We start from the raw sequence: 12,865 nt of genomic DNA on the forward strand, positions 1-12,865 counted from the left end.
GCCATGCTCCGCGACGGCACGTTCTTCCAACCTCACACCGCCCCCCAAGCCACCTGAAACATCACCAATCAACCGACCCGCCCCTTGACGAAAGAGATAGGGGCACCCCCCATTCATGGCACAGGTGATCCCCGCCGAAAGGGAGCACCTTTCGGCACCTCAAGAAATACCCAAGGCATCACGAATGCATAACGCCGCTCAGAATCCCCACGCAGCGAACTCATTTCATGATGTGCCCACGACCTGACCGGTCGAGGGCCGACCATCCTCACTTCCTATCACCTTTATCGGGGGAACGACGTTGAGCGAAACAGCACCACCAGCTGTCCCACCACAAGAAAACACGGGTCTCACGGAGAACTGCGAGCACGGAGAACAAGACCACGACCACCGGGTTCACGCATGGGGGACGAACTTCTGACAACACCACGACGTGCGGCGCTCAGCTCCGTGATCCTCCTGTGCGGCGCACTGGCCGCCTGCACGGGAAAGGGAGATTCCGACGGACCCGCCCCTCCCTTTCCCTCCACGTCCCCATCGACCATCGCACCCCCTCCCCAGGAGAAACTGACAGCCCCCGAGCGCGAGCCCGAGTTCGAGGAGATATTCTCGGCGGGCCCCCGGCCCGGCGTCATGCGATTCGGCACGGTCGAACTGCCGAAGGGGGGAGGTCGTGATCAAGGTGAACTGCAGCTCCGTCTCGAAGTCGGTGGACATCGAGCTCACTCTCGAAAAGCTCGGCGGATTCACCGTCGGCTGCTCCGGCGCGTCCGTGAAGAGGGTGGGGCACCAGTGGAACCTGGAGGCCGCGCAGAAGGCCGACTTCACGGTGAATGCGGAGGGCTCAGTCCGCTGGTTCGTGAGTGTCCAGGCCCTCGCACGCTGATCCGGACGCGTTCCCCGCCTTCGGGAGGAGTCGCAGTCAGGGCTCCCCCGCTCCCGTTCCCTCCACCGGGGGTACCGATGACAGGAGTCTCCGTCGGCCCGTCCACCGCCCGCCACCGCACGCACACCTTGGTGCCGCGCTTCCGTTCTGCCATCATGCGCAAACGGAACAATGTTCCGACGACTGGGACGGAAGGAGCGGCGCGGTGAGCCACAGCAGCCAGGGCGACGGTGGCGTCGGAAACAGCGTCGGCAGCACGGAGGGTGCGGCCGGCGGCTCCCGGCGCAAGGACGCGCGGCGCAACAAGGCCGCGCTGCTCGACGCGGCCGCCGCGGCCTTCGTCGCCTCGGGCGTGGACGCCCCGGTGCGGGACATCGCGGCCCGGGCGGGCGTCGGGCTGGGCACCATCTATCGGCACTTCCCCACCCGCTCCGACCTGATCATCGCCGTCTACCGGCACCAGGTGGAGGCCTGCGCGGAGGCGGGTCCGGCCCTGCTGGAGAGCAGCGCCTCACCGTTCGAGGCCCTGCGTCAGTGGATCGGCCTGTTCGTCGACTTCCTGGTCACCAAGCACGGCCTCGCCGACGTCCTCCGCTCCGACCAGGCCGGCTTCGAGGCCCTGCACACCTACTTCCTGGACCGCCTGGTCCCGGTCTGCGGCCGGCTTCTCGACGCCGCGTCCGAGGCGGGCCAACTCCGCGCCTCCATCGAGCCGTTCGCCCTCCTGCGGGGTGTCGGAAACCTCTGCATCGGCGGCGAGAACGACCCCGACTACGACCCCCGCCGACTGGTCGAGCTGCTGATCACGGGGCTGCGGCGGGGCTGAATTCGGGAGGGCACGAAAGCGGTGACCGGGGCTGGCACGACCTGTGCCACAGAGGCCCGCCCCTCGCACGCCCCTGCAATCCCCCCGGCCGACGACTGGCCGGGGCCCGTCGGTCCCGCACGCCCCCGGGGTCGCCGGTGTCCGCCCCGCCGGGTGCTTCACGGCACTTCCCCTCAGGGAGAATCACCCGCCGTGACAACCGAGGACCATGACCGCGGACCCAACCCCCGCTTCGCCGAAAGCGTCGGCGGCTTCATCGTTCCGGGAGGACCACCGCGCTATTCCCGGCACACGGGACGCCCGGTGCGTTACGTGGCGATCGCCAACCCGGAGAACCGGGTGATCGGTTACGTATGGGGCAACGACGAGGACGACGCCGCCGGCGTGCTGGTGCACAGCACGGCGAGCCCTGCGGAGTCCAACATGGCCGGCGCATGGGTTTTCCGCCTGCACCGCGCGAAGGAACGCGGCGAACGGCCCACCCACGTGCTGGAGGAGATGCTGAGGAACCCGTCCTCCGCGGGCGGTTCCCACATCGTCGCCGGCTCCCTCGCCGAGGCCGAGAGCATCGCCGTCCTCGACGACCTCACGGGACGTAGGTGGCGCCAGGACACGATCAAGGGCGGAGCGGTGGCCTCGATCTACGGCCTCGCCATCGGCGACGCCCTGGGCTGTCCGACCGAGTTCCTCGACCTCGCGACGCTCACCCGGCGTTACGGCTCCTGGCGGCAGCTGGAGCTGCCCGTGCAGGACGGGGTGGCCCGGGTGTCGGACGACACCCAGATGACACTGGCCGTGGTCGAGGCCCTCGCGGAGGCCTCGCTGGACGGCGTCTCCTCCGTGACGGCGGCGACGGTCGAACCGGCCCTGCGCAAGCATTTCGTGGCCTGGCTGCGCTCCCCCGACAACAACCGGGCCCCGGGCCGGACCTGCCTCGACGCCTGTGCGGCCCTCGAACGCGGCGTGCCGTGGCAGGAGGCCACCGTGCTGCCCTCCAAGGGGTGCGGGGCCAACATGCGGGTCGCGCCCGTCGCCCTGCTGCCCCGTCTGACGGCCGAACAGCGGGCCGGGACGGCCCAGTTGCAGGCGGCGCTGACCCACGGCCACCCCACCGCGCTGGCCGCCGGCGACCTGACGGCGCACGCGGTGTGGCTGCTCGCCCACAACTGCCACCCGTCGGAGCTGTTGCCGCGCCTGCGCCACTACGGCCGGTCGGCACGCCGGACCTACCACGGCGACTGGCTCGGTGACCTGGCCCAACGGGCCGGCGCCTCCGACCCCGTCGCGTTCATCGCCCACGGCTGGGACGAGACCCTGGCGGCCCTGGACACGGTCGCCGCCGCCCTCGCACAGCCGGACCCGGAGCGCGACCCGTGCGAGGTGGCCGGTGGCGGCTGGATCGCCGAGGAGGCGCTGGCGGCCGCCCTCTACTGCTTCCTGCTCTTCCCCGAGGAGCCCGTCGCCGTCGTCCAGCGGGCCGCGTTCTCCTCCGGCGACTCCGATTCCATCGCGGCCCTGGCCGGAGCATTGGCCGGGGCCTCGGTCGGCGGCCCGGCCTGGCCCGCCGACTGGGTGCGCGCCCTGGAGTACGGGGACCGCGTGCGGCCGCTGGTCACCCCGTGGGACGCGGGCCACACCCACGCCCGCTGGGGCGCCCCGGGGCGCGGGACCGCGCCGGGGCGCCGCGCGTGAACCGGCCCGCGCGGCCGGCCACCGAATGGCTCCGGCAGACGTACGGCGGTCTGGTCGAGCTGAGCGCGCCCGACCCCGTGCACGAGACCCCGACGGCCTGGCTGCTCGCCTGCCGGTCCGTGACACAGCCCGGCTTCCCCCGCACGCCCATGCTGGCGGCGTCGGTCGTCGTCCCCCGGTACAGCGGGCTCCCCTTCCACCCCTCCCCCAGCGCCCCGCTCGCCGACCTCGATTCCGCACCGGCCTGGGTACTCGCCGACCGGCTGGTGTCCCAGCCCAAGCGGCTCAACATCCGCGGCCGGGCGGTGGCCCTGCACCACCGGATCGACGGAACCAAGGCCAGTCCGCTGCCGTGGGCTCCCGGCCACGAGGCCCCGGGCTGGTGGGGAAGACTCGTCCGGCGCTACTTCCCGGGGTTCCGGGAGACCCCGGCCGGCGACTGGGACGACGTCGTCCGCGCGCTCACCGGGGCCGGGCCCGACGCCCGGGGCCTGATCTGGGTCCGGCGGGAACTCGGCGGCCAGGAAATCACCGGCCACCTCGTCCACGCGCACAACAACGACGGCCGCGTGGTCCTCCTCGACGCCATGACCGCATCGCCGGCCAAGCTGGAGACCGGCGGGGTGCGCGAGCTCCGTCTGCTGCTCGCACCGCCCGGCGGCGGGAACGCCTGACCCGGCCGCTTCCGTCGGGCCCGCACCCCTTCCCCGGTTCTGGTACGTACCAACCCCTTGCCCCCGGCCCCGGCACGTCGCAAGCTCCCCTCATGGAGCTGGAGTTGCGGCATCTGAAGACGATCAGGGCGATCGCGGACGCGGGCAGCCTCACCCGGGCAGCGACCGAACTGGGGCTGGCCCAGCCCGCGTTGAGCGCCCAGCTCAAGCGGATCGAACGGGCCCTGGGCGGCGCGCTGTTCGAGCGCGGGCGCCACGGCGTGCGGGTCACGGCGCTGGGCGAACTCGTGCTGGAACGCACCCGGGTCGTCCTGCCCGCGGTGACCGAACTCCAGCAGGAGGCGGCCCGGTTCGCCCGTACGCCACGGACCACCGCCCACCTCCGGCTGGGCGGCACACACGGTCCGCTGCTGGGCGCGCTCGTGGACCGGCTGGCCGACGCGGTGCCCGAGGCCCGGGTCAGCACCTGCACCTCCTGGTCCGACCGGGAGCTGGCCCGGCTGCTGGTCGAGGGCCGGCTGGACTTCGCGCTCGCCGGGACCTGCGGCTCCGCTCCCCCGCCCGCCGCCGACGGACTGGAGTGGCGCGAGGTCGCGGTCGACCCGGTGTTCGTGATGCTCGCCGACGGCCACCCGCTCGCCCACCGCGCGGAGCTGGACCTGGCCGAACTGGCCGACGCGGAGTGGGCTGTCGTCCCCGGCGACGGCTGCTTCGGGGACTGCTTCACGGCGGCCTGCGCCCGCGCCGGGTTCACCCCCCGGCGCATGTACGAGACCGACACGGCGGCCCTGGTGCACCTCGTCCAGGTGGGCCGCGCGCTCGGGATGTGCCGCGCCACCTTCCCCACCACGCCCGGCATCATCACCCGCCCGCTCACCGGCACTCCCCTCACCTGGCGGCACCTCCTCGGTTGGCACACCGTGGCCCAGCGGGACGTCCTCGCCACGACCGTCCTGGCCCAGGCGCGGATGGCGCACGCGGGAGTGGCGGCGCGCTGCGACAGCTACACCGCCTAGCTCTCCGCCCGCCGCGACCCGGCGCCCCCGGCCCTCCCATAACGCCGTGCAGGGGGTCGGCCGACGTCTTATGGCGGCCCGCTGACCCTCCCTACGGTTTCGGCACCTCCCCACCCGAGACACCGAGGAGATGCCCCATGTCCTCCCTGCTCAGACGACACCCCCGGGCCGGTGCCGCAGGCGCCGCGCTGGCCGCGACGGCCGCCCTGCTCGTGGCCGGGCTCAGCGGCTCCGCGAACGCGGGCACCCCCTCCGACGCCCGGCCCGGCGACGCACCCTCGGCCGCCGACACCCTGCGCACCGACGCCGCCCCGCCCGCCCTGCTGAAGTCCATGGAACGCGACCTCGGCATCGACCGGAAGCAGGCGGAACGGCGGCTGGTGAACGAGGCCGAGGCCGGAGCCACCGCGGGCCGGCTGAGCCTGGCACTCGGAGCCGACTTCGCGGGCGCGTGGGTGTCCGGCGCCGACTCCGGCACCCTGACCGTGGCGACCACGGACACCCGCGACGTGCCGGCCATCGAGGCACGGGGCGCCGAAGCCGCCGTCGTCCGCCACTCCCTCGCCGAGCTGGACGCCGCCAAGGCCCGACTCGACAAGGCCGCCACCGGCCGCGACACCACCGGGGCCCCCGTCTGGTACGTCGACGTCCGCAGCAACCAGGTCGTCGTGCAGGCCGTACGCCCATCCGCAGCCCGCTCCCTGCTCTCCGCAGCCGGCGTCAGCAGCTCGCTCGCCCGCGTGGAGAAGTCCGCCGAGCAGCCCCGCCCGCTCTACGACCTGCGCGGCGGCGAGGCGTACTACATCAACAACAGCGGGCGCTGCTCCATCGGCTTCCCCGTCACCAAGGGCACCCAGCAGGGCTACGCCACCGCCGGCCACTGCGGCCGGACCGGCGCCGCCACCAGCGGCCACAACCGGGTCGCCCAGGGCACCTTCCAGGGTTCCGTCTTCCCGGGCCGCGACATGGCCTGGGTGGCCACCAACTCCTCCTGGACGGCCACGCCGTACGTGAAGGGCTCCAGCGGCCAGAACGTCCAGGTCACCGGCTCCACGCAGGCCCCGGTCGGTGCCTCGATCTGCCGTTCCGGCTCCACCACCGGCTGGCACTGCGGCGTGATCCAGCAGCACAACACCAGCGTGACCTACCCCGAGGGCACCATCACCGGCGTCACCCGCACCTCGGTGTGCGCGGAGCCGGGCGACTCCGGCGGCTCCTACATCTCCGGCAGCCAGGCCCAGGGCGTCACCTCGGGCGGCTCGGGCAACTGCAGCAGCGGCGGCACGACGTACTACCAGCCGCTCAACCCGCTGCTGCAGAACTACGGCCTGACGTTGAAGACGACCGGCGGGGACGACGAGGAGCCCCCCGGTGAGGAGCCGGGCGGCACCTGGGCGGCCGGCAGCGTCTACCGGGCCGGCGACACGGTCACCTACGGCGGCGCCACCTACCGCTGCCTCCAGGGCCACCAGGCCCAGACCGGCTGGGAGCCCCCGAACGTCCCGGCACTGTGGCAGCGCGTGTGACCACCGGCTGACCATCTCGACGGGGGAACGGACCGGCCCCGGGCACGTCCTGACGACGCGCCCGGGGCCGTTCGGCCGTGCAGAACCGGCCGGTCAGTCAGCCGTGCCCGACGTCTCCCCGCCCGCTGCGTAAACCTCCGCCATCGAGGTGGCGTCGATGGCCCGGGTGAGCCAGAGATCCAGCACCTCGAGGTCGTCACAGCTCTCGATGCGCTCCCGGTCCCCCTCGGTCACCTCGACACCCCGATGCTGCAACAGCAGAAGGAGCGCACTCGCCCGCCCCTCGGCCCGCCCCTCGGCCCGCCCCTCCTCACGGCCCTCCTCACGCCCCTCCTCGCGCCCCTCCTGCCGGAGCTTCTGTGCTGTCTGCGACTGGAAGAAGGAGAGGTCGACGGCCATGAGATGCCTCCAGAGATCCGCGGCCCGGGACGTGCCGAGGCCTTGTTCGTCCGTGCAGCCGACGCGCTCCGCGGGCTGCTCCCCGCCGTCGCCCACCATCCCCCACCGCCACCCGGTGCGACGCCCCCGCAGCCGCACGGCCGTGCAGAACGCCCTGTCAGTCAGCGGTTCCCGACGTCTCTCCGGCTGGTGCGAAGACCTCCGCCATCGAGGTGGCGGCGATGGCCCGGGTGAGCCAGAGATCCAGCACGTCGAGGTCGTCACAGCTCTCGATGCGCTCCCGGTCCCCGTCGGTCACCTCGACGCCCCGATGGCGCAGCAGCAGAAGGAGCGCGTTCGCCTGCCCCTCGGCTCGACCCTCCTCACGGCCCTCCTCGCGCCCCTCCTGCCGGAGCTTCTGTGCTGTCTGCGACTGGAAGAAGGAGAGGTCGACGGCCATGAGATGCCTCCAGAGATCCGCGGCCCGGGACGTGCCGAGGCCTTGTTCCGTGAGTTCGATGAAGGTGCCGGCGGTGGTCTCGTCGTCGGCCGACAGGCTTTTCAGCGCCTTTGCCAACGCGTTCAGTATGGCATCGGCTTCCGGCTCGCAACGGTGAAGAGCAGCCGAGAGGATCGTGAGCGGAATGTCCCGGGCGGCTTCGTCGGGGCTGTCGATCACCGGCACGTCATTCGGCCCCAGGACCAGCGGCCGCAGGGTGAGGGAGGGCCACTGTCGGGGGCCGATGTCGAACTGCTGGGCGGCCCATGCAGCCGTCTTCCGGTCCGGGCACACGACGAGCAGCACCGGGGGGATGCCGTACTTGGCGTACACGTGGGAGAGGTAGTAGGCCCAGCTGGCGGGCTTGTCCGCGCTGGGCGCGCTCTGCGACTCGACCGCCAGCACGAAACTGCCGTCCTCGGTCTCCATGCGCAGCAAGGTGTCCACCCGACGCTCCAAGGGCCGCGTCTCCGTGAGGTCGGTGGAGAGTTCGGACGCGGACAGGGGTGGGGGGAAGGCGACGCCCAGATGCCTGGCGGCGCGGGCGAAGAGGCCCGGTTCCTGCTGGAAGATCCGGTGCAGTGCCTCATGGGATGAGCTGACCATGGCGCCAAACTATGGACGCCGACGGGTCAGCCTCGCGCAGATGCCCGGACTCCCCCCGAACGAGTGACCGACACCGCCGGAGCTGACGCCACAACACAGGAGGGCCCGCACGCACGCAGAAGGCCCGCACGACCGAAGTCGTGCGGGCCTTCCCAGGTGCTCGCAGTGGAGCTACCAGGTCAGATCAGCAAGCTCACTTGTTGATCTTGGTGACCTGGCCGGCGCCCACGGTCCGGCCACCCTCACGGATGGCGAACTTCAGGCCCTCCTCCATGGCGACGGGCTGGATGAGCTCCACCTTCATCTCGGTGTTGTCACCCGGCATGACCATCTCGGTGCCCTCGGGGAGGGTCACCACGCCGGTCACGTCCGTCGTGCGGAAGTAGAACTGCGGGCGGTAGTTGTTGAAGAACGGGGTGTGGCGGCCACCCTCGTCCTTCGACAGGATGTAGGCCTGGGCCTCGAACTCGGTGTGCGGGGTGACCGAGCCCGGCTTGATGATGACCTGGCCGCGCTCGACGTCCTCGCGCTTGATGCCGCGGAGCAGCAGACCGACGTTCTCACCGGCCTGGCCCTCGTCGAGCAGCTTGCGGAACATCTCGATGCCGGTGACCGTGGTGGTGGTCTTCTCCGGCCTGATGCCGATGATGTCGACGGTCTCGTTGACCTTGAGGACACCACGCTCGATGCGGCCGGTGACGACCGTACCGCGACCGGTGATGGTGAAGACGTCCTCGATCGGCATCAGGAACGGCTTGTCGACGTCACGCTCGGGCTCGGGGATGGACTCATCCACGGCCTTCATGAGCTCGAGGACCGAGTTGCCCCACTCCTTGTCGCCCTCCAGGGCCTTCAGAGCGGAGACCTTGACGACCGGAACCTCGTCGCCCGGGAACTCGTACTCGGAGAGGAGCTCGCGCACCTCGAGCTCGACGAGCTCCAGGATCTCCTCGTCGTCCACCATGTCGGCCTTGTTCAGGGCGACCACGATGTACGGAACGCCGACCTGGCGGGCCAGGAGCACGTGCTCCTTGGTCTGCGGCATCGGGCCGTCGGTCGCGGCGACCACGAGGATCGCGCCGTCCATCTGGGCGGCACCGGTGATCATGTTCTTGATGTAGTCCGCGTGACCGGGGCAGTCGACGTGGGCGTAGTGACGCGACTCGGTCTGGTACTCGACGTGCGAGATCGAGATCGTGATACCACGCTGGCGCTCTTCCGGCGCCTTGTCGATCATGTCGAAGGCCGAGGCCTCGTTCAGGTCGGGGTACGCGTCGTGCAGCACCTTGGTAATGGCGGCCGTGAGGGTCGTCTTACCGTGGTCGATGTGACCGATGGTGCCGATGTTGACGTGCGGCTTAGTCCGCTCGAACTTCGCCTTCGCCACTGGGGTCCTCCTGTGGAGTGGTTCTGTACGCCTTACTTCATCGGCGCCAGGTGATCTGTGCTGGGAAACCCGGGCCCGGGGTGTCCCGCCAGGATGGCGGCGGGACACCCACCTGCAAGCTCCGGGGTCAAGCCTAAGGCGTGGGGACGCCGTCCGTTAAACGGAGCCCGTCACTCGCCCTTGGCCTTCGCGATGATCTCCTCGGCGACGTTCCGCGGAACCTCGGCGTAGGAGTCGAACTGCATCGAGTAGCTTGCGCGACCCGACGTCTTGCTGCGGAGGTCTCCGACGTAGCCGAACATCTCCGACAGGGGCACGAGGCCCTTCACGACGCGGGCACCGGCGCGCTCCTCCATGGCCTGGATCTGGCCGCGGCGGGAGTTGATGTCGCCGATGACCTCACCCATGTAGTCCTCGGGCGTGGTGACCTCGACGGCCATCATCGGCTCGAGGAGCACGGGGCTGGCCTTGCGCGCGGCCTCCTTGAAGGCCTGCGAACCGGCGATCTTGAACGCGAGCTCGGAGGAGTCCACCTCGTGGTAGGCACCGTCGAGCAGCGTCACGCGGACACCGGTCATCTCGTAGCCGGCGAGGATGCCGAACTGCATGGCCTCCTGCGCACCGGCGTCGACCGAAGGGATGTACTCCTTCGGCACGCGGCCACCGGTCACCTTGTTGACGAACTCGTACGAGGCGTCGCCGCCCTCGATCGGCTCGATCGCGATGATGACGCGGGCGAACTGGCCGGTACCACCCGTCTGCTTCTTGTGGGTGAACTCGACCTTCTCGACCGACTTGCGGATGGTCTCGCGGTACGCGACCTGCGGCTTGCCGACGTTGGCCTCGACCTTGAACTCACGGCGCATGCGGTCGACCAGCACCTCGAGGTGCAGTTCGCCCATGCCGCCGATGATGGTCTGGCCGGTCTCCTCGTCCGAGTGGACCTGGAAGGAGGGGTCCTCCTCGGCCAGGCGCTGGATCGCGACGCCGAGCTTCTCCTGGTCGCCCTTCGACTTGGGCTCGATGGCGACCTGGATGACCGGCGCCGGGAAGTCCATGGACTCCAGGATCACCGGGTTCTTGTCGTCGGACAGCGTCTCACCGGTGGTGGTCTGCTTCAGGCCCATGACGGCGACGATGTCGCCGGCGCCCACCGACTCGATCTCCTCACGCTTGTTGGCGTGCATGCGGTAGATCTTGCCGATGCGCTCCTTCTTGCCCTTCACGGAGTTCAGCACCTGGGTGCCGGACTCCAGACGGCCGGAGTACACACGGACGAAGGTGAGCTTGCCGAGGTGCGGGTCGCTCATGATCTTGAACGCGAGGGCGGCGAGGGGCTCCTCGTCCGACGGCTTGCGCTCGATGACCTTCTCCGCGTCCTTGACGTCGTGGCCCTCGATGGCCTCGACGTCGAGCGGGGAGGGCAGGTAGCGCACGACCGCGTCGAGCAGGGGCTGCACGCCCTTGTTCTTGAACGCGGTGCCGCAGAACACGGGGGTGACGGTGGTGCCGCCGCCCTTGCCGGACGCGATGGTGATCCGACGGATGGCCGCGTAGAGCTGCTCCGCGGTGGGCTCGGTGCCCTCCAGGTACAGCTCCATCAGCTCTTCGTCGTTCTCCGCGACGGCCTCGAGCAGCTTGCCGCGCCACTCCTCGGCGGCCTCGGTGTGCGTGGCCGGGATGTCGACGGTGTCGTACATCTCGCCCTTGGTCGCCTCGGCGGACCAGACGAAGGCCTTCATCGTCACGAGGTCGACGACGCCCTTGAAGTCGGCCTCGGCGCCGATGGGCAGCTGCATGACCAGCGGCTGCGCACCCAGACGGTCGGAGATCATGTCGACGCAACGGTGGAACTCGGCACCGGTGCGGTCGAGCTTGTTCACGAAGCAGATACGCGGAACGCCGTAGCGGTCCGCCTGACGCCACACCGTCTCGGACTGCGGCTCGACACCGGCCACGCCGTCGAACACCGTGACGGCACCGTCGAGGACGCGCAGCGAGCGCTCCACCTCGACGGTGAAGTCGACGTGGCCCGGGGTGTCGATGATGTTGATGGTGTGGTCGATGTTCTCAAGCGGCCAGTGACAGGTGGTCGCAGCAGAGGTGATCGTGATGCCACGCTCCTGCTCCTGCTCCATCCAGTCCATGGTCGCGGAGCCCTCGTGCGTCTCACCGATCTTGTAGGAGACGCCCGTGTAGAACAGGATCCGCTCGGTGGTGGTCGTCTTGCCCGCGTCGATGTGGGCCATGATCCCGATGTTGCGGACCTTGGCCAGGTCAAGCGAAGTGGTAGCCATAAGGCTTCAGTCTTCTCTCGGTTTCGAAGGGGTTTCGACTACCAGCGGTAGTGGGCGAAGGCCTTGTTGGACTCGGCCATCTTGTGCGTGTCCTCGCGCTTCTTCACAGCGGCACCCAGGCCGTTGGAGGCGTCGAGGAGCTCGTTCAGCAGACGCTCGGTCATGGTCTTCTCGCGACGGGCGCGGGAGTAACCGACCAGCCAGCGCAGCGCCAGGGTGTTGGCACGGCCGGGCTTGACCTCGACCGGCACCTGGTAGGTGGCGCCACCGACACGGCGGGACTTGACCTCGAGGGTCGGCTTGATGTTCTCGAGAGCGCGCTTCAGCGTGATGACCGGGTCGTTGCCGGTCTTCTCGCGCAGGCCCTCCATGGCGCCGTAGACGATGCGCTCGGCGGTGGAGCGCTTGCCGTTCAGCAGCACCTTGTTGATCAGGGAGGTCACCAGAGGAGAACCGTAGACCGGGTCGATGATGACCGGGCGCTTCGGGGCGGGGCCCTTACGAGGCATTCTTACTTCTCCTTCTTGGCGCCGTAACGGCTGCGAGCCTGCTTGCGGTTCTTGACACCCTGGGTGTCGAGCGAGCCACGGATGATCTTGTAGCGAACACCCGGCAGGTCCTTCACACGGCCGCCGCGCACGAGCACGATGGAGTGCTCCTGCAGGTTGTGTCCCTCACCCGGAATGTAGGCCGTGACCTCGATGCCGCTGGTCAGACGCACACGCGCGACCTTACGCAGGGCCGAGTTCGGCTTCTTCGGGGTGGTGGTGAACACACGCGTGCAGACGCCACGACGCTGGGGCGAACCCTCAAGTGCGGGCGTCTTGTTCTTCTCGACCTTGTCCTGCCGGCCCTTGCGGACCAGCTGCTGGATCGTAGGCACTACTTCTCCGGTTTCTGTGTGCCGATGGGTACAGCTAACCTGGAACGTCACCGACCCACGCGGTCGGGTGTGTCGAATCACGCGGACTCCCGCCGCAAGGCAGAAAGAATGCGCAGATTGCGGTGGCCGTTCACAGCCCTCAGTGCGGTGGAAAGGCACGCACGAAGGCCAGGGCACACCCCAGGCACAAGGTCT

The 12,865-nt window shown here is 69.9% G+C and carries 12 protein-coding genes; 6 read left to right on the forward strand and 6 right to left on the reverse strand.

Going from position 1 to position 12,865, the window contains the following annotated elements; translation table 11 throughout:
- The first annotated feature begins 673 nt into the window (after positions 1 to 673).
- The 6 genes from AC02VZ_RS23460 to AC02VZ_RS23485 all read left to right on the forward strand — a co-directional run bounded on the left by AC02VZ_RS23460 (position 674) and on the right by AC02VZ_RS23485 (position 6,620).
- Positions 674 to 886, forward strand: coding sequence for a hypothetical protein (locus tag AC02VZ_RS23460; RefSeq protein WP_476476326.1), 213 nt, complete (start codon positions 674 to 676; stop codon positions 884 to 886).
- Positions 887 to 1,091: 205 nt separating this feature from the next.
- Positions 1,092 to 1,712 (forward strand): TetR/AcrR family transcriptional regulator, encoded by a 621-nt coding sequence (locus AC02VZ_RS23465; protein ID WP_476476327.1) that lies wholly within the window; start codon positions 1,092 to 1,094, stop codon positions 1,710 to 1,712.
- A 615-nt stretch (positions 1,713 to 2,327) separates the two neighbouring features.
- A complete protein-coding gene (locus AC02VZ_RS23470; protein WP_432055070.1) occupies positions 2,328 to 3,404 on the forward strand; it encodes an ADP-ribosylglycohydrolase family protein in 1,077 nt (358 codons plus the stop codon).
- Positions 3,401 to 4,078: a toxin glutamine deamidase domain-containing protein gene (locus tag AC02VZ_RS23475; RefSeq protein WP_476476328.1), complete on the forward strand. Its 678-nt coding sequence runs from the start codon at positions 3,401 to 3,403 to the stop codon at positions 4,076 to 4,078. Before AC02VZ_RS23470 ends, AC02VZ_RS23475 begins: the two co-directional genes overlap by 4 nt.
- Positions 4,079 to 4,170: 92 nt before the next feature.
- On the forward strand, positions 4,171 to 5,094 hold the full coding sequence (locus AC02VZ_RS23480; protein WP_476476329.1) for a LysR family transcriptional regulator: 924 nt from the start codon (positions 4,171 to 4,173) through the stop codon (positions 5,092 to 5,094).
- Between the two features lie 137 nt (positions 5,095 to 5,231).
- Positions 5,232 to 6,620: an alpha-lytic protease prodomain-containing protein gene (locus tag AC02VZ_RS23485; RefSeq protein WP_476476330.1), complete on the forward strand. Its 1,389-nt coding sequence runs from the start codon at positions 5,232 to 5,234 to the stop codon at positions 6,618 to 6,620.
- A 93-nt stretch (positions 6,621 to 6,713) separates the two neighbouring features.
- On the opposite strand, the gene AC02VZ_RS23490 is transcribed toward AC02VZ_RS23485, so the two are convergent.
- The 6 genes from AC02VZ_RS23490 to rpsL all read right to left on the reverse strand — a co-directional run bounded on the left by AC02VZ_RS23490 (position 6,714) and on the right by rpsL (position 12,670).
- A complete protein-coding gene (locus AC02VZ_RS23490) occupies positions 6,714 to 7,118 on the reverse strand; it encodes a hypothetical protein (RefSeq protein WP_476476331.1) in 405 nt (134 codons plus the stop codon).
- A gap of 58 nt (positions 7,119 to 7,176) precedes the next feature.
- Positions 7,177 to 8,103 (reverse strand): hypothetical protein, encoded by a 927-nt coding sequence (locus AC02VZ_RS23495; protein WP_476476332.1) that lies wholly within the window; start codon positions 8,101 to 8,103, stop codon positions 7,177 to 7,179.
- 193 nt (positions 8,104 to 8,296) lie between these two features.
- Positions 8,297 to 9,490: an elongation factor Tu gene (gene tuf, locus AC02VZ_RS23500; protein WP_476476333.1), complete on the reverse strand. Its 1,194-nt coding sequence runs from the start codon at positions 9,488 to 9,490 to the stop codon at positions 8,297 to 8,299.
- 170 nt (positions 9,491 to 9,660) lie between these two features.
- Positions 9,661 to 11,787 (reverse strand): elongation factor G, encoded by a 2,127-nt coding sequence (fusA, locus tag AC02VZ_RS23505; RefSeq protein ID WP_432054998.1) that lies wholly within the window; start codon positions 11,785 to 11,787, stop codon positions 9,661 to 9,663.
- Positions 11,788 to 11,825: 38 nt separating this feature from the next.
- The gene (gene rpsG, locus AC02VZ_RS23510) at positions 11,826 to 12,296 is read right to left on the reverse strand and encodes a 30S ribosomal protein S7 (protein ID WP_003998848.1); all 471 of its coding nucleotides are present in this window, start codon (positions 12,294 to 12,296) and stop codon (positions 11,826 to 11,828) included.
- 2 nt (positions 12,297 to 12,298) lie between these two features.
- Positions 12,299 to 12,670 (reverse strand): 30S ribosomal protein S12, encoded by a 372-nt coding sequence (rpsL, locus tag AC02VZ_RS23515; protein ID WP_003948652.1) that lies wholly within the window; start codon positions 12,668 to 12,670, stop codon positions 12,299 to 12,301.
- Between the last annotated feature and the right edge of the window lie 195 nt (positions 12,671 to 12,865).

Source organism: Streptomyces sp. 3-6 (genome assembly GCF_056323165.1).